The organism is Micromonospora sp. SD12 (assembly GCF_052068495.1).
In the GTDB taxonomy this organism is placed as follows: Bacteria; Actinomycetota; Actinomycetes; order Mycobacteriales; family Micromonosporaceae; genus Micromonospora; species Micromonospora echinofusca.
The window spans coordinates 664159-681030 of sequence record NZ_JBQHDF010000002.1 but is presented as its reverse complement, the minus strand read 5'-3'; the positions used below and the strand labels follow the sequence as shown (position 1 = coordinate 681030).

Here is a 16872-nt window from a genome sequence, read left to right as displayed (position 1 = left end):
AAGACCATGCGCGAGACCGGCGCGGACATGAAGGTCAAGTACAAGGAGACGGCGCGCGGCGGACTGGCCGTCAACGTGATCGAGTGCTGAGGGGGCGTTCGTTCATCGACTGCTAGCCTGTCGTCCGTCCGGTGAGGCGGGAGGCGGCGGTGACCTCTGGCGTCGCGGCGTTGTGGTCGCACCGCACCTCGCTGCGCATCCTCGTCAGGCGCGACCTCGCCGTGAAGTACCAGCAGTCCGTGCTCGGGTACCTCTGGTCGCTGATCGAGCCCCTCGGCCTGGGAGCGATCTACTGGTTCGTCTTCGGCGTCCTCTACTCGCGGGACACCAACCGCCACCTCGGCGACGCGGCCGACTCGTACCCGCTGTTCCTGCTCACCGGGATCTTCGCCTGGATGTGGACCAGCTCGGCGCTGAGCGAGGCCACCAACGCGCTGACCGGTCAGGCCCGGCTGATCACGACGATGAACCTGCCCCGGCAGGTCTTCCCCATCGGCCGGGTCGCCGGCCGTTTCGCCGAGTACGCCGCCGGCCTGCCGATCCTCGTCGCCGTCGCCGTCGGGTACGCCGCGTCCGGGCGGGTCGAGCCGGGCTGGTCGCTGCTGGCCCTGCCGCTGGCGGTGGCGGTGCAGGGCGTCCTGCTGGTCGGGCTGGCCCTGCTGCTCTCGGCGGTCAACGTGCTGATGCGCGACGTCGAGCGCTTCATGCGGCTGGTCGTCCGGGTGCTCTTCTACGCCACCCCGATCATCTATCCGCTGAGCCTCGTACGCGACGCCGACCTGCCCGGCTGGCTGAAGGCCGCGTACGAGTTGAACCCGCTGGTCGGCATCTTCCAGCTGCACCACGCGGTCTGGTACCCCGACGAGTTCCCGGACGCCCGGCTGCTCGCGACCGCCGTCGGCGTCAGCCTGCTGGTGCTGGTCGCCGGCTGGTGGTCGTTCCGTCGGCTCGAACCCGCCCTGCTCAAGGAACTGTAGGGATGGCCGAGGCGATCATCGAGGCGGACCGGCTCGGCATCCGGTTCGTCCGCAACCGGCGGCGGCAGTTGCGGCTGCGGGAGCTGTTCATCCACCGGGGGCGGCACGGTGCCGACGACGGCCGGTTCTGGCCGCTGCGGGACGTGTCGTTCTCGGTGGGCGCCGGGGAGACCGTCGGGGTGGTCGGGCGCAACGGCACGGGCAAGAGCACGCTGCTGCGGCTGATCGCCGGCGTACTCATCCCCGACGAGGGCCGGATCCGGGTACGCGGGGACGTCGCGCCGCTGCTGGAGCTCTCCGCCGGGTTCTCCAGTGACCTGACCGGGCGGGAGAACCTCTACCTGGTCGGCGGCCTGCACGGGCTGCCGTCGGGCTACCTGCGCCGGCACTTCGACGACATCGTCTCGTTCGCCGGTGAGCAGGTGGAGCGGGCCGTCGACACGTCGGTGCGGCACTACTCGTCCGGCATGAAGGTCCGCCTCGGCTTCGCCATCATCTCGCACCTGCCGCACCCGATCCTGCTCATGGACGAGGTGACCGCGGTCGGGGACGAGGAGTTCCGCAAGAAGTGTTATGCGACGATCGACCGTCTGCTCGGGGAGGGGCGCACTCTGGTGCTGGTGTCACACAACGAAAAGGACCTGACCCGGTTCTGCCGTCGGGGGTTGTACCTCGACGGGGGCCGGCTGAGCGTCGACGGCACGATCGCCGAGGCGCTGCACGCGTACCACGCCGCGGTTCCGCGGTGACGCTCGCGATCGTGCTCGCCGCCGACGCCCCGGCCGCGAGCCTGCCGACCCGCTCGGGCGAGCCCCTCGCCGACCGGCTGGCCGACCAGCTCCGGCGCGCCGGGGCGGACGAGGTGCGCCACGTCGCCGACCTGGACGAGTTGGCCGCCCTGGCCGACGCGGCCACCGGACCGGTGCTCGTGACCGGCGCCGACCTGGTCGCGCACACCGCCGTCCTGCGGCACCTGGCCACCAGCCCCGTCGGGCCGACGGTGGCGCTGGTGCTCACCGACCCGCCCGGCGAGGGCGGCACGGCCGTGCGCGAGGAGCGCGGCCAGGTGGTCGGCGCCGGGCCGCCGGAGGCGTTGGACGGCGAGGCCACCGGCGTCTTCGGCGGCGCGCTGCGGGTCGGCGTCGACGACCTGCCGTCGCTCGCCGCCGCCGCGCGCGCGGTCGCCGCCGGGGTGGTCCCCGCCGGCGCACCGTCGGCCGCCGCGCCGGCCGGGCCCGCCGTGGACCGGCTCTTCGCGGGTCTTACCGGGCTCGGCACGCTGACCTTCGCCCAACGCGTACGCCTGCTCGTCGCGCACCGGGTGGCCGACCCGTCGGGGCTGGCCGCCGCGGAGGCGGCCGTGGCCGCCGTCGACGAGGACCGGGCCGAGCTGAAGCTCTCGGTGAAGGAGCGCGACGACTTCTTCACCACGTTCTTCGTCAGCACCTGGTCGCCGTATGTGACGAAGGCGTCGGCGAAGCTCGGGCTCGGCCCCACCGCCGTCACGATGATCTCGGTGGCCTTCGCGGTGGCCGCCGCCGTGCTCTTCGGCACGGGCGGCCGGCTGGCGCTCGTCGCCGGTGCGGTGCTGCTCTACCTCGGCTTCGTGCTCGACTGCGTGGACGGCCAGCTCGCCCGCTACACGCGGCACTTCAGCGCCTGGGGCGGCTGGCTGGACACCATGGCCGACCGGGCCAAGGAGTACGTGGTCTACGCCGGCCTCGGCTACGGGGCCACCCAGGCCGGTTTCCGGTACGGCTGGGCGCTGGCGATCGCCGCGATCACCCTCCAGACCGTCCGGCACATGACCGACACCTGGTACGGCGTGCTGCACGACGAGGCGGCCCGCCGGCCGAAGGCGGTCGGCACCTCCGGCGGTGGCATCGGCGACAAGCTGAACGCCGCCTCCAACCGGGTGCAGGCCGACACGGGCTCGGTGTCGTACTGGCTGAAGCGGACGGTGGTCTTCCCGATCGGGGAGCGGTGGGCGCTGATCGCGATCACCGTGGCGCTGTTCGGCCCGCTGGTCAGCCTGTACGCGGTGCTGGCCTGGGGGGTGCTGGCGTTCGCGTACACCGGGGCGCTGCGCACGCTGCGGGCCCGCTGGATGTGGGTGCCGGTGCTGGACACGGTCGACGCCACCCTGCACCGCGACGACGGGCCGCTGGCCCGGGTCCTGCCGGTGCTCCGCCCGGTGGGCCCGCTGACGCTGGCGGTCGGCGCGGCGCTGGGCCCGGCGGCGCTGCTGGTGGCGGCGCTGCTGGCTCGCGACGGCGCGGGGGCGGAGGGCCTGCGGTGGGCGGTGCCGGCCGCGCTGGTGGTGCTGCTGGCCGCCGGTCTCGGCGCCGGCGCGGCGCACAACGGGCCGCTGGACTGGCTGGTGCCGGCCGCGCTGCGGGCGGGCGAGTACCTGTTCGCCATCGCGGTCGGGGTGGTCGGCGGCGTGCCACCGTGGTTGATCTTCGGGTACGTCTTCGTGCTGACCCTGCACCACTACGACCTGACCGCGCGGCTGGAGAAGCGGCAGTCGGCCCCGCCGCTGCATGGCGTCACGCTGGGCTGGGAGGGCCGTTCGGTGCTGCTGGCCCTGGCGGCGATCGTCGGTTTTGCGGGTATCGGGATGGCTACACTCGGTACGTACCTTCTCGTGGTTTTTGTGGGGAGTGTCGCCCTCGCCTGGGTGGTCCTGCCCGCCCGCGCCGCGCGGGCGTCGGTGGGCCTGGTCGGCGCGGGAGGTCGCTCGCCGGGCTGACGGAGGGGGCCGGCCGATGACACTGATCAGCTTCGTCGTGCCGGCCTACCGGGTGCAGGGCTACCTGCGCGAGTGCCTGGACTCCATCCTCGACCAGCCGGTCGCCGACATCGAGGTGATCGGCGTCGACGACTGCTCACCGGACGACAGCGGCGAACTCCTCGCCGAGTACGCGGCCCGCGACCCGCGGGTGCACGCCGTCCGGCTGACGGAGAACGTCGGGCTCGGTCCGGCCCGCAACGTCGGGCTGGACCGGGCCACCGGCGAGTACGTCTGGTTCGTCGACGGCGACGACTGGCTCGCGCCGGACTGCCTGACCGAGGTGGCCGGGCGCCTGCGCGCGACCCGCCCGGACGTGCTCCTGGTCGACCACGTCCGGACCCACTGGAACAACGCCACCAGCCGCAGCGCGATGGCGGAGGTCTTCCCGGAGCCGCCCGGCGAGCAGACCTTCCGGCTGCGGGACCGGCCCGAGACGCTGCGGCTGCTGCACACCGCCTGGAACCGGCTGGTCCGCCGGCGGTTCCTGCTGGAGCAGGGCCTGCGCTTCGCCCCCGGCTGGTACGAGGACGTCTCGTTCAGCTACCCGGTGCTGCTGGCCGCCGAGCGGATCGGCGTGCTGGACCGGGTCTGCGTGAACTACCGGCAGCGCCGCACCGGGGCGATCACCCGGACCAGGGGCGAGCGGCACTTCGAGGTCTTCGACCAGTGGCACCGGGTGTTCCGGCTGTTGGACGCCGGCGGAGCGGACGTCGACGACCTGCGCCCCGCGCTGTTCGAGCGGATGATCTGGCACTACCTGACCGTGCTCGGCAACGGGGAGCGGATCGCCCCCGCGCTGCGCCCGGCCTTCTTCGCCCAGATCACCGCCGACCACGCGCGCTGGCTGCCGCCGGGCGGCTACCCGACGCCGGCCGGTGCCGAGGGGCTCAAGCACCGGCTGGTGGCCGCCGGCCGCTGGCGTACGTTCAGCGCGCTGCGCGCCGCCTACCGGGCGCGCGACGCCGCCCGGCGTACCGCGCGGGGCACGAAGCGGCGGGTGGCGCCTCCGGCCCGGCGCGCGGCCCGGGTGGCCCGGGACACCCTGCTGCGCGAGTACTACCGGGCCGAGCTGCGTCGGCCGGTCGACCCGACGCTGGCCGTCTACGCGGCCTACTGGTACCGGGGGTACGCGGACAACCCGGCCGCGATCTTCGAGGCGGCCCGCCGGCTGGCGCCGCAGGTGCGCGGGGTGTGGATCGTCCGGCGCGACCGCGTACACACCGTGCCGGAGGGCGTCGCGTACGTGGTCGCCGGGACGCGCGCGTACTACCGGGCGCTGGCGCGGGCGCGCTGGCTCGTCAACAACGTCAACTTCCCGGACTTCGTCCGCAAGCGGCCGGGCACCGTGCACGTGCAGACCCACCACGGCACGCCGGTGAAGGTGATGGGGCTCGACCAGCAGCGGTACCCCGTCGGCGCGGTCGGGATGGACTTCGCCGGGCTGCTGCGCCGGGTGGACCGCTGGGACTACAGCATCAGCGCGAACAGCTTCTCCAGCCAGATGTGGGAGCGCGCGTACCCGGCCGCGTACACCACGCTGGAGGTCGGCTATCCGCGCAACGACCGGCTGGTCACCGCGACCGCCGAGGAGGTGCTGCGGCTGCGGGCCGGGTTCGGCCTCGGGCCCGGCGAGCAGGTCGTCCTGTACGCCCCGACGCACCGGGAGCACCTGCCCGGCTACCGGCCGCCGTTCGACCCCGAGCGGCTGCTCGACGTGCTCGGCCCGGCCGGCCGGCTGCTGATGCGCAGCCACTACTTCCACGACCGGGACCGCCCCACCCGCCGCCCGGCGGAGCGCGACCGGGTACGCGACGTCAGCGGCCATCCGCACGTGGAGGACCTCTACCTCGTGGCGGACGTGCTGATCACGGACTACTCCTCGGCGATGTTCGACTACGCCGTGCTGGACCGGCCGATCGTGGTCTACGCCCCCGACTGGGAGGCGTACCGGCTGGCCCGGGGCGTCTACTTCGACGTGACCGCGGAGCCACCGGGCGCGGTGGTCGCCAGCTTCGACGACCTGCTCGACCTGTTCCGCGCCGGCGGGGTCGACGCGGAGGCGGCGCGCAAGGCCCGGCAGCGGTTCCGGGCCCGGTTCTGCGCGCTCGACGACGGCCACGCCGCCGAGCGGGTCGTCCGCCGGGTCTTCCTCGGCGAGCGGTGAGCGCGGGGCGTCGTCCCGGCGGGTGGGCGTCACGGGGCCGTCACAAGCCGAACATGGCACGTTTACCCGATGGGCGAAACGGATGATCCTCGTCACAGTCAATCGGGGTTCGCCCGACGAGCTGGGGGGAGGGAACGGTGACAACCGTCGCGCTCAAGGACGTCACGAAGGTGTTCAGGGACGGCACGCTGGCTGTCGACAAGGTCAATCTCGACGTCGAGGACGGCGAGTTCATGGTGCTGCTCGGTCCGTCGGGCTGCGGCAAGTCCACCGTGCTGAGGATGGTGGCCGGGCTGGAGGACCCGACGTCGGGCGCGGTCATGCTCGACGGCGAGCTGGCCAACGACCTGCCGCCGCGCGACCGGAAGATCGCGATGGTCTTCCAGGACTTCGCGCTCTACCCGCACATGACCGTCGGCGACAACATCGCCTTCCCGCTCAAGCTGGCCGGGTTGGAGCCCGAGCCGCGCGACGAGCGGGTCACCGACGTGGCCAGCGCGCTCGGCATCGGCGACGTGCTCGGCCGCAAGCCCAGCCAGCTCTCCGGCGGGCAGCGCCAGCGGGTCGCGATGGGCCGGGCGATCGTGCGCCGCCCGGGCCTGTTCCTGATGGACGAGCCGCTGTCCAACCTCGACAGCGGGCTGCGCGCCGAGCTGCGGGCGGAGATCTCGGGCCTGACCCGGGAGCTGGGCGTCACCACCATCTACGTCACCCACGACCAGGCCGAGGCGCTGACCATGGCCGACCGGGTCGCCATCATGCGCAAGGGCGTCCTGCAGGACGTCGGCACCCCCACCCAGGTGTACGGGCGCCCGGCCACCCTCTACGTGGCCGCGTTCCTGGGCAGCCCGCGGATGAACCTGCTGGAGGCCTCGGTCTACGTCCATCTCGACCGTTACGTCACCCTCACCCTCGGCGAGCAGGCGCTGCACCTGCCGTGGGACGACATCCGCAGCCGGGCCGTCGCGCACTACCACGGGGAACGGATCGTCGTCGGGATGCGGGCCGAGGCGCTCACCCCGGTGGCGCCGGACGCCCAGGGCGCCGTGCTGCACGGCCGGATCCGCTACCTGGAGCACCACGGGCACGAGTCGCTCGCCTTCCTCGACGTCGGGGCCACCGCCATCGTGGTGGACGAGATGGGCGCCAGGGCCGACGCGCCCGCCACCCAGCGCGGCCGGCGCCGCTTCGGGCAGGCCTTGCAGCGGCTGGCCGGGCGCGCGGCGGAGGAGGCGGCCGCGCCGACCGGTGTGACCCGCACCAGCGTGCTCAACGATCCGGGCCGGCACCACCGGCGCCCGGCCGAGCTGGCGGTCCGGCTCGCGCCGTACCCGGGGGTCTCCGCCGGCCACCCGCTGGCCGTCTCCGTACGCATGGACGCGCTGCACTTCTTCGACGAGCGCGGCGACCGGATCGACGTGGGCTGGCGCTGACGGGGGCGGTCCTTGCCGGGAAAAGTTACCGACTAGTAACGTCGGTTCATGACCATCGACTCGCGCCAGGTGGCCGCCGGCTTGCTCGACGCGGTGCCCTTCGCCCGTACGCTCGGTTTCGAATTCGTCGAGGTGGCCCCCGAGGCCGACGGTGGGGTTCGGGCCGTTGTCCGGCTCCCCGATTCGCCGGCCACCCACAACCACGTCGGCGGGCCGCACGCCGGGGCCATGTTCACCCTGGGTGAGACGGCCTCCGGCGCGGTGGTGCTCGTCGCGTTCGGGCACCTGCTCGACCGGGCCACGCCCCTGGCGGTGCGCGCCGACATCGCGTACCGCAAGCTCGCCAAGGGTCCGGTCCGCGCGACCGCCCGGCTGGGGCGCGCGGTGGCCGAGGTGGTTGCGGAGCTGGAGGCCGGGCGGCGGCCGGAATTTCCGGTACGCGTCGAGATCGCCACCGAGGAGGGCAAGCCGACCGGCGAGATGACCGTGGTCTGGACGCTGCGCCCCACCTGAGCCGGGCGGCAAAGGGGAGCGAAAGCGGTTTGCGGGCCCGGAGGTCTGGATAGATTCGTACCGTGTTGGGCCTGCCTGCTCACGTGACCGCCTGTCTCTTCGATCTGGACGGTGTGCTGACGCAGACCGCCCGGGTGCACAACGCCGCCTGGACCGAGACGTTCGACGGCTTCCTGCGCCGCCGCGCCGCCGTCACCGGCGAGGAGTTCCGCCCCTTCGATCCGGGGCCGGACTACAACCGCTACGTCGACGGCCGGCCGCGCGCCGACGGGGTGCGCACCTTCCTCGCCTCCCGGGGCATCGTGCTGCCGGAGGGTTCGCCCGACGACCCGCCGGACGCCGACACCGTCAACGGCGTCGGCAACAGCAAGAACGTGCTGCTGCTGGAGCGGCTGCGTACGCACGGCGTGGACGTCTACCCCGGCTCCGTGACCTACCTGGAGGCGGCGGTCGCCGCCGGCCTGCGCCGGGCGGTCGTCACGGCCAGCGCCAACGGCCGGGAGGTGGTGGCCGCCGCCGGGCTGGAACCGCTGCTGGAGGCCCGGGTCGACGGGCTCGTCGCCCGCGCCGAGGGGCTACGCGGCAAACCGGCCCCGGACACCTTCCTGGCCGGCGCGCGGCTGCTCGGGGTCGACCCGCGTGACGCCGCCGTCTTCGAGGACGCCCTCGCCGGGGTGGCCGCCGGGCGGGCCGGCGGATTCGGGTACGTGGTGGGCGTCGACCGGGTCGGCCAGGCCGCCGAACTGCTGGCCCACGGCGCCGACGTGGTGGTCACCGACCTGGCCGACCTGCTCGACATCGGGCGGCCCGCGTGATCCGGGAACGCGCCTATCCGGTCGAGCCGTGGCACGTCCGGGAGACGCGGCTGGACATGGACGTCCTGGCCCAGTCGGAGTCGGTCTTCGCCCTCTCCAACGGGCACGTCGGGCTGCGCGGCAACCTGGACGAGGGGGAGCCGCACGGCCTGCCCGGCACCTACCTCAACTCCTTCTACGAGCTGCGCCCGCTGCCGTACGCGGAGGCCGGCTTCGGGTTCCCCGAGTCCGGCCAGACGATCGTCAACGTGACCAACGGCAAGCTGATCCGGCTGCTGGTCGACGACGAGCCGCTCGACGTCCGCTACGGCGAACTCCTCGCCCACGAACGGGTCCTCGACCTGCGCGCCGGCACCCTGCACCGGGAACTGCACTGGCGCTCCCCGGCCGGCCGCGAGGTCAAGGTCCGCAGCACCCGGCTGGTCTCGTTCACCCAGCGCGCCGTCGCCGCGATCAACTACGAGGTGGAGGCGGTGGACGGCCCGCTGCGGCTGATCCTCCAGTCGGAACTCGTGGCGAACGAGACGCTGCCCCCGCAGAGCAAGGACCCGCGGGTCGCGGCCGTGCTGGAGTCGCCGTTGCAGGCCGAGGAGGAGCTCACCACCGCCGACGGTGGGCTGCTGATCCACCGGACCAAGGTCTCCGGGCTGCGGGTGGCCGCCGCGATGGAACACGAGGTGTACGCCCCGGCGCGCAAGACCATCCAGTCCGAGGGGTACGAGGACTGGGTGCGTACCACCATCGGGTGCGTGCTCCAGCCCGGCGAGACGCTGCGCGTGGTCAAGTACCTCGCGTACGGCTGGTCGAGCCGGCGGTCGCTGCCGGCGATGCGCGACCAGGTCGAGGCCGCCCTGACCGGGGCGCGGCTCGACGGCTGGGACGGGCTGCGCCGCGAGCAGCGCGAATACCTCGAGGAGTTCTGGGACGCCGCCGACGTGGTGGTGGAGGGCGACCCGGAGATCCAGCAGGCCGTCCGCTTCGGCATGTTCCACGTCCTCCAGGCGGGCTCCCGGGCGGAGCGGCGGCCCATCGCCGCGAAGGGCCTGACCGGCCCGGGGTACGACGGGCACGCGTTCTGGGACACGGAGATGTTCGTCCTGCCGGTGCTCACGTACACCCACCCGGCCGCCGTGCGGGACGCGCTGCACTGGCGGCACGCCACCCTGGCCGCCGCCCACGAGCGGGCCCGGACGCTCAACCTGGAGGGGGCGGCGTTCCCCTGGCGCACCATCGAGGGGCCGGAGTCGTCGGGGTACTGGCCGGCGGGCACCGCCGCCTTCCACATCGCGGCCGGCATCGCCGACGCGCTGCGCCGCTACGTGCAGGTCACCCAGGACACCGAGCTGGAACGCGAGATCGGGCTCGAACTGCTGGTGGAGACCGCCCGGTTGTGGCGCTCCCTGGGCCACCACGACCGGCACGGCCAGTTCCACATCGACGGGGTCACCGGCCCCGACGAGTACACGGCCGTCAAGAACGACAACATCTACACCAACCTGATGGCGCAGCGGAACCTGATCGCCGCCGCCGACGCCGTGACGCGCTACCGGGACGAGGCGTTCCACCTCGGCGTCACCGACGAGGAGGCGGCGGCCTGGCGGGACGCGGCGGCCGCCATGCACATCCCGTACGACGAGGAGATCGACGTCCACGAGCAGGTGGAGGGCTTCACCCGGCTCCAGGAGTGGGACTTCGGGCACACCCCGCCGGAGAAGTACCCGCTGCTGCTGCACTACCCGTACTTCGACCTGTACCGCAAGCAGGTCGTCAAGCAGGCGGACCTGGTCCTGGCCATGCACTGGCGGGGCGACGCGTTCACGCCCGAGCAGAAGCTGCGCAACTTCCTCTACTACGAGCGGCGTACGGTGCGCGACTCCTCGCTGTCGGCGTGCACCCAGGCGGTGCTGGCGGCCGAGGTGGGCCATCCGGAGCTGGCGCACATCTACCTGCGCGAGGCCGCGCTGATGGACCTGCACGACCTCAACGAGAACACCCGCGACGGCGTGCACATGGCCTCGCTCGCCGGCGCCTGGATCGCCCTGGTGGCCGGGTTCGGCGGGCTGCGCGACCACGACGGCAACCTCTCCTTCGCGCCCCGGCTGTCCAGCCGGCTGGAGCGGCTGGAGTTCTCACTCCAGTGGCGCGGGATGCGGCTGCGGGTCGACGTCCGGCCGCACGAGACCACGTACGCGCTGCGGCGCGGCGACCCGGGGGACGTGCTGGAGCTGCGGCACCACGGCGAGCCGGTGCGGGTCACCTGCGGGGAGCCGGTGACGATGCCGATTCCCGCGGCGGAGGTGTCCGGCCCGGTCCCGGAGCAGGCCCCGGGGCGTGCGCCCCTGCTCCGCCTGCCCGAGAACGAGCCGTGACCGGCCGCCGCCGGCCCGCGTACGTCACGGCGGGCCGGCGGCGCCGGTCTGCGTGCCCTCCGACGGCGGCGGGGGTCAGACGGGCCTGCCCTGTGACGGGCGGCCGGCGGCGTCTCGGGGCGCCGTCGCCCGCGGGTCGTCGGCCGTGCGCGCCTGGGCCGCGTCGTCCGCCCAGTCCCGGCCGCGTTCGGTGTCCTGTTCCCGCCGGTCCCGGTCCGTGTCCTGCTGCCGGGTCTCCCGCTGCTGCGCCATGGCGATCCTCGCGATCCGTCGGGGCGCGGTTGCGCCGGTACGGCCTGCGGTCATCCGCCGCCTACCCGGGCCCCCGGGCGACAAACGCGGGCCGCGCCGGGCGGCTTGCCGGCCCGGGGGACGGGTATGCGACCGGAGACCGAGGACGTACGGAGGCGAGATGGACGTGCGCAGCAGTGCGGTGACGATCCCGGCGGGGAACGCCGAACTCCCGGCCGATCTGCTGATCCCGGCGGAGCCGGCCGGCGCGGTGCTCTTCGCGCACGGCAGCGGCAGCTCCCGGCACAGCCCGCGCAACACCGCCGTGGCGCACGTGCTCAACCGCGCCGCCCTCGGCACCGTGCTGGTCGACCTGCTGACCCCGGCCGAGGACCAGGTGGACGCCCGGACCGCCGAGCTGCGCTTCGACATCACCCTGCTCGCGGACCGGCTCGCCGCGATCGTGGACTGGCTGGCGGCCGAGCGACCCCTCGGCGCGGTGCCGATCGGCCTCTTCGGGGCCAGCACCGGGGCGGCCGCCGCCCTGGTTGCGGCGGCCGCCCGACCGGACCTCGTCGGCGCGGTGGTCTCCCGGGGCGGCCGCCCCGACCTGGCCGGCCCGGCCCTCGGCCAGGTACGCGCGCCCACGCTGCTGCTGGTCGGCGGCCTCGACGAGCAGGTGATCACGCTCAACGAGCAGGCGCAGGACGCGCTGCCGGAGACGGCCGAGCTGACGGTGATCCCGGGGGCCACCCACCTCTTCGAGGAGCCCGGCGCCCTGGAGCAGGTCGCCCACTGCGCCGCCGACTGGTTCACCACCCACCTGCCCGCCTCCCGCTGAGCGCCGTCCCGGGTCAGGCGGAGGTCGGGGGTACCGGGTGTCGGCGGTGCTGCTGGACGGTGTCGACGATCCGCCAGACGACGGCGGTGATCGGCACCGAGACGAAGGCCCCGGCGATGCCGGCGATCAGGGTGCCGGCGGTCACCGCCACCAGGATCACCGCCGGGTGCAGGCGTACCTGGCGCTTCATGATCAGCGGTTCGAGCAGGTTGCCCTCGATCTGCTGCACGGCGATCACGGCGGCCAGGACGAGCAGCGCGGTCACCGGCCCCTTCGCCGCGAGGGCGACCAGCACCGCCACCGCGCCGGCCACGGTCGCCCCGATGATCGGGATGAAGCCGCCGAAGAAGGTGATGAGCGCGAGCGGAAAGGCCAGCGGTACCCGGAGCACCACCAGCGCCAGACCGATGCCGATGGCGTCGATCGCGGCGATCATCATCGTGCCCCGGCTGTACGCGCCGAGCGTCCGCCAACCCACCCGGCCCGCCTCGGCGGTCACCGTCCGGTTCGGCCCGGTCGCCCGGGACAGCGTCCAGTGCCACATGGAGCGGCCGTCCTTGAGCAGGAAGAACAGCAGGACGAGCGCGAGCAGCGCCGAGCCGAGCACCTCCGCGGCCGTCCTGGCGCTGGAGACCGGATCGACCGAGTCCTGCCCCAGGCCCTCGCGGGCCTGGCCGAGCAGCCGGTCGATCTGCTGGTCGGTGACCGGCAGCGTCGAGGTCACGAAGTCCCGGGTGCGTTGCAGGCCCTGCCCCAACTCCTGGCTCAACTCGCTGAACTGGCCCGCGGTGAGGCTCCACACCAGCGCGCCGACGCCGAACAGCAGGCTGAGCAGCAGCAGCACGGTGAGCAGGGCGGCGAGGGCGGCGGGCAGCCGGAGCCGGCGCAGGGCGAGCTGCACCGGGTCGAGCAGGGCGGTGAGGAAGATGGTGGCGGCCAGCGCGATGGCCAGCGGCGCGAGCAGCACCGCGATCTTTCCGAGCAGGTACAGCCCGGCGACGACCACCACCAGGCAGGCGCTCCACACCACGGCCGAGCGGACCAGCCAGGGAAGCGCGGCCCAGGTCTGTCGGGGGCCCGCGCCCCGGTCCGTCGTCCCCTCGGGCGTACGCCCGGCATCGTCTGCGACCACGTCGGCCCTCCTCGATCTCCGGCGAGTCGGTACCCGGCCGGCGTCCTTCCGACACCCGCGTCCCCTTTCACGCTAGATGGGCGGCCGGGGCGTCGGGGACGACCGGCCGTTTCCCGATCGCCCTCCGGCCGCTTCTCCGTCGCGTTTGCGCCCCTGGGCCCAGGGAAGGCAGAGATCGGACCCGCATTCGAGGAGGACCCCGATGAGCGACTTCATGGACAAGGCCAAGGACTTCGCCGACAAGCACGACAAGCAGGTCGACCAGGGCCTGGAGAAGGGCGGCGACATGGCCGACAAGCGCACGGGCGGCAAGTACGACGAGCAGATCGACAAGGGCGTCGACCAGGCCCAGGCGCGCACCGGCGAGGGCGACGAGGTCCGCTGAACCCTTCGTGGCGTCCCGGGTCGCCCCGCACGGCTGGCCCGGGACTGTCGCTTCCTGACGGATCGACGCGTACCGCTAGCCAAGGATCGACCACTCTCGCTACTATCCGCAGTCGGAACATGACTCAACGTGGAGTCGTCCCCGACCGGACCGGTGCCCACCCCTTGGGGCGCCGTGACGAGAGGAAGTCATCCGGTGACCGAGGCCCCCGAGACGACCGTCCCCCACCGCTATCCGTTCAGCGATCCCGACCGGCTCGACCTCGACCCGCGCTACGCCCGGCTGCGCCGGTGACGAACCGCTCACCCGCATCCGCATGCCGTACGGCGAGCCGGCCTGGCTCGCCACCCGTCACGCCGACGTCCGCACCGTGCTCGGCGACGCCCGGTTCAGCCGGGCCGCCTCGGTGGGCCGGGACGAGCCCCGCAACTCGCCGGGGCAGCAGGAGGGCGGGATCCTGTCGATGGATCCGCCGGAGCACACCCGGCTGCGCCGACTGGTGGCGAAGGCGTTCACCGCCCGGCGGGTGGAGGAGCTGCGGCCGCGTACCCGGCAGGTGGCCCACGAACTGGTCGACGGCATGCTCACCGCCGGTCCGCCGGCCGATCTCGTGGCGCACCTGGCCACCCCGCTGCCGATCCGGGTCATCTGCGACCTGCTCGGCGTCCCGGTGGCCGACCAGGACCGCTTCCACACCTGGTCGGAGGCGATCGTGTCGACCACCTCGCTGAGCCCGGAGCGGGCCCAGGAGTACATCGACAGCCTCTTCGCGTACATGGGCGAGCTGATCGCCCTGCGGCGCGAGCAGCCCACCGACGACCTGCTCGGCGCGATGGTCCGGGCCCGGGACGCCGACGACCGGCTCGCCGAGGAAGAGGTCGTACGCCTGGCCGCCGGGCTGCTCGCCGCCGGGCACGAGACGACCGTCACCCAGATCCCCAACTTCGTGTACGCGCTGCTCAACCACCCCGACGAGTGGGCCCGGCTGCGGGCCCGGCCGGAGCTGGTGCCGGGTGCCGTCGAGGAGCTGATGCGGTTCGTGCCGCTCGGCGCGTCCTCGGCCTTCGCCCGCTACGCCCTGGAGGACGTCGAGCTGGGCGGCGTGCTGGTGCGCGCCGGCGAGCCCGTGGTGGTGTCGATCTCGTCGGCCAACCGGGACGAGACGGTCTTCGCCGAGGCGGACCGGCTCGACCTGACCCGGGAGGTGAACCCTCATCTCGGCTTCGGCCACGGGGTGCACCACTGCGTCGGCGCCCAGCTGGCCCGGATGGAGCTCCAGGTCGTCCTGGAGACCCTGATCGACCGCACGCCCGACCTGAGGCTGGCCGTGCCGGAATCCGAACTGACCTGGAAGAGCGGCCTGCTGGTGCGGGGCCTCGTCGCCATGCCGGTGAGGTGGTGAACCGGTGAGTGCGCCGAACGAGCAGTGGCGGGTGCATGTGGACTCGACCCGGTGCATCGGGTCGGGGATCTGCGCGGGCACCGCGCCGAAGCACTTCGTGCTGGTGGACGGGCTGGCCCGTCCGCTGACCGAGCGGGTGGCGCCGGACGACGCGCTGGTCGACGCCGCGGACTCCTGCCCGATGGAGGCGGTCATCGTCTCCGAAGCGGACGGTCTGCGCCGGATCGCGCCGGAGCCCTGACCCGACCGGCTCCGCGTGACCTCGCGGGGCGGACCCGGCCGACGCCGCCGGTGCGTACGCCGGTGGCCACGCCCCGGGCCGGGCGTGGCCACCGTGGCGCGGGTCCGTCAGCGCTGCTTCTCGCCCAGCTCCGCCACCGACGTGGCGCGGCCGCTCAACGCGTCGCGCATCCGGTCCACCAGGCCGGCACCCGGGTTGAGCAGCCGGTTCGCCGGCGGCCGGTCGGGCGCGGCCGGGTGCGGCCGGGTCGGGGCGGTCTTCTTGGTCGCCTCCACCTTCTCGGCCAGTTCGACCATCTCCTCGCCGGCCACGGCGGCGCGCAGGCGGGGGAAGAGGTCCGACTCCTCGTCCTTGACGTGGTGCCGGATCGTGCTGGTCAGCTGCGCCAGCAGTTCGTCGAAGCGCGGGTCGGACGGGTCGACCGACTCCAGCTCCTTCATGGTCCGCTCGGCGTCGGCGTGCTCGGAGATCTCGTGCTCGGCGATCTGGTCGCCGTCCGGCAGTGCCTTGCGAGCGGTCGGATAGACGTGCATCTCCTCGGCGACGGCGTGGCGGACCAGCTCGGCGATCATCACGTCGGCCAGCTGCCGGCGGTGCTCGGGGGTGCCCTGCCGGCTCTCCAACTGCACGAAGAGTGCTTCGACCTCACGGTGGTCGGCGGTGAGGACGTCCACCACGTCCTGACCGCTGGTTGCCTGTTGGTTGGTCATGTCTGCCCCTTACCGGTTGCGGAACGGTCGGCTGTGAGCCCTGGTACCCGCGAACCGTCGACCGAACCCACGGCGAGCGATCGACGTCCCTCACCGAGGACGGCCGCCCGGCCGCCCCGGTCGCGAGCGGCCGACGAGGGCCGGCCCCCGCGTGGGGACCGGCCCTCGTGGAGGTACGGGTCAGGACGAGTAGCCGCGCTCGGCGATCCAGTTGGCGACCTTCTCCAGCGTCATCCAGTACTCGCCCTCGGGGGCGGCCGGGTCGGCGATGCGGATCAGGTCCCCGCCGTCGCGGTAGCCCACCAGGGTCAGGTAGTGCCCACCCTCGTACGAGTGCGGGTTGCCGACCGTGTCGACGGCGGTGCCCTTGATGTTGGCCACCACCGGCCGGCCCCCGTCGAGGGCCGCGACCACGTCGGAGCGCAGCCGGTCGACCTGCTCCGGCCTGGCCACCGAGTCCCGGATCTCGGTGGTCCGGTATCCCCGGCCGGTCAGCTCGTTGAGCACGCGGGTGGTGTCCAGGGCGGAGTCGGTGCCGGCCTCGGTGGTGCCGAGCCGCTTGGCGACCTCGTCCTGGGAGAGCGCCTTGCCCAGCGCCGACAGGGCGATCCGGGTCGCGGCCGGGCCGCAGTAGTAGAAGTTGGGCTGGGCCTGGTACTCGATGCCCACCGAGCGCTCGGCACGCCGGTCGGCGCGGCCGTTCCTGTCGGTGTGGCCGTCGGTGCGCACCGAACCGACCGGCGCGGTCGCCGCCGGTGCGGCCTGGGCGGTGGCCGCCGGGCCCGCGAGGCAGCCGCCGGCCACCAGCAGACCGGCGACGGAGAGGCCGCTCCTCTGCACGATCGAATTCATGGTCGGGCTCCAA

16 protein-coding genes are annotated in these 16872 nt (G+C 73.5%); 12 read left to right on the top strand and 4 right to left on the bottom strand.

The window, feature by feature from the left end; genetic code table 11:
• The first annotated feature begins 149 nt into the window (after positions 1 to 149).
• The 8 genes from ACTMS2_RS06950 to ACTMS2_RS06915 all read left to right on the top strand — a co-directional run bounded on the left by ACTMS2_RS06950 (position 150) and on the right by ACTMS2_RS06915 (position 11065).
• Entirely contained in the window at positions 150 to 977 is an 828-nt protein-coding gene (locus ACTMS2_RS06950) for an ABC transporter permease (RefSeq protein ID WP_441174642.1), read from the top strand.
• Positions 978 to 979: 2 nt separating this feature from the next.
• Positions 980 to 1726, top strand: coding sequence for an ABC transporter ATP-binding protein (locus ACTMS2_RS06945; RefSeq protein ID WP_441174640.1), 747 nt, complete (start codon positions 980 to 982; stop codon positions 1724 to 1726).
• Positions 1723 to 3729, top strand: coding sequence for a DUF5941 domain-containing protein (locus ACTMS2_RS06940; RefSeq protein ID WP_441174638.1), 2007 nt, complete (start codon positions 1723 to 1725; stop codon positions 3727 to 3729). The genes ACTMS2_RS06945 and ACTMS2_RS06940 overlap by 4 nt, the downstream gene beginning before the upstream one ends.
• 16 nt (positions 3730 to 3745) lie before the next feature.
• Positions 3746 to 5935 carry a bifunctional glycosyltransferase/CDP-glycerol:glycerophosphate glycerophosphotransferase gene (locus ACTMS2_RS06935; protein ID WP_441174636.1) on the top strand — a complete coding sequence of 730 codons (2190 nt, stop codon included), beginning with the start codon at positions 3746 to 3748 and terminating at the stop codon, positions 5933 to 5935.
• 137 nt (positions 5936 to 6072) lie between these two features.
• A complete protein-coding gene (locus ACTMS2_RS06930) occupies positions 6073 to 7368 on the top strand; it encodes an ABC transporter ATP-binding protein (protein ID WP_441174635.1) in 1296 nt (431 codons plus the stop codon).
• Positions 7369 to 7416: 48 nt separating this feature from the next.
• Positions 7417 to 7881, top strand: a complete 465-nt coding sequence (locus tag ACTMS2_RS06925) for a DUF4442 domain-containing protein (protein WP_441174633.1) — start codon at positions 7417 to 7419, stop codon at positions 7879 to 7881.
• A 62-nt stretch (positions 7882 to 7943) separates the two neighbouring features.
• Positions 7944 to 8696, top strand: coding sequence for an HAD-IA family hydrolase (locus tag ACTMS2_RS06920; protein WP_441174632.1), 753 nt, complete (start codon positions 7944 to 7946; stop codon positions 8694 to 8696).
• Positions 8693 to 11065: a glycoside hydrolase family 65 protein gene (locus ACTMS2_RS06915; RefSeq protein WP_441174631.1), complete on the top strand. Its 2373-nt coding sequence runs from the start codon at positions 8693 to 8695 to the stop codon at positions 11063 to 11065. The genes ACTMS2_RS06920 and ACTMS2_RS06915 overlap by 4 nt, the downstream gene beginning before the upstream one ends.
• Positions 11066 to 11140: 75 nt before the next feature.
• Here the strand turns inward: ACTMS2_RS06915 and ACTMS2_RS06910 are convergent, their stop codons facing one another.
• Entirely contained in the window at positions 11141 to 11317 is a 177-nt protein-coding gene (locus ACTMS2_RS06910) for a hypothetical protein (protein WP_172896590.1), read from the bottom strand.
• A gap of 160 nt (positions 11318 to 11477) precedes the next feature.
• On the opposite strand from ACTMS2_RS06910, the gene ACTMS2_RS06905 reads away from it, so the two are divergent.
• Positions 11478 to 12137: a dienelactone hydrolase family protein gene (locus ACTMS2_RS06905; RefSeq protein ID WP_441174629.1), complete on the top strand. Its 660-nt coding sequence runs from the start codon at positions 11478 to 11480 to the stop codon at positions 12135 to 12137.
• Between the two features lie 13 nt (positions 12138 to 12150).
• Here ACTMS2_RS06905 and ACTMS2_RS06900 read toward each other — a convergent pair whose 3' ends face one another.
• Positions 12151 to 13269 carry an AI-2E family transporter gene (locus ACTMS2_RS06900; protein ID WP_441174627.1) on the bottom strand — a complete coding sequence of 373 codons (1119 nt, stop codon included), beginning with the start codon at positions 13267 to 13269 and terminating at the stop codon, positions 12151 to 12153.
• A gap of 202 nt (positions 13270 to 13471) precedes the next feature.
• Here ACTMS2_RS06900 and ACTMS2_RS06895 point away from each other — a divergent pair, with 202 nt between their 5' ends.
• From ACTMS2_RS06895 to ACTMS2_RS06885, 3 genes are all read left to right on the top strand, one after another.
• The gene (locus tag ACTMS2_RS06895; RefSeq protein WP_425690490.1) at positions 13472 to 13654 is read left to right on the top strand and encodes an antitoxin; all 183 of its coding nucleotides are present in this window, start codon (positions 13472 to 13474) and stop codon (positions 13652 to 13654) included.
• A 316-nt stretch (positions 13655 to 13970) separates the two neighbouring features.
• Positions 13971 to 15056 (top strand): cytochrome P450, encoded by a 1086-nt coding sequence (locus ACTMS2_RS06890; RefSeq protein ID WP_441174625.1) that lies wholly within the window; start codon positions 13971 to 13973, stop codon positions 15054 to 15056.
• Positions 15057 to 15060: 4 nt separating this feature from the next.
• Positions 15061 to 15297 carry a ferredoxin gene (locus tag ACTMS2_RS06885; RefSeq protein WP_441174624.1) on the top strand — a complete coding sequence of 79 codons (237 nt, stop codon included), beginning with the start codon at positions 15061 to 15063 and terminating at the stop codon, positions 15295 to 15297.
• 107 nt (positions 15298 to 15404) lie between these two features.
• On the opposite strand, the gene ACTMS2_RS06880 is transcribed toward ACTMS2_RS06885, so the two are convergent.
• Positions 15405 to 16007: a hemerythrin domain-containing protein gene (locus tag ACTMS2_RS06880; RefSeq protein WP_441174622.1), complete on the bottom strand. Its 603-nt coding sequence runs from the start codon at positions 16005 to 16007 to the stop codon at positions 15405 to 15407.
• A gap of 180 nt (positions 16008 to 16187) precedes the next feature.
• On the bottom strand, positions 16188 to 16859 hold the full coding sequence (locus tag ACTMS2_RS06875) for a C39 family peptidase (protein WP_441174621.1): 672 nt from the start codon (positions 16857 to 16859) through the stop codon (positions 16188 to 16190).
• Positions 16860 to 16872 lie beyond the last annotated feature (13 nt).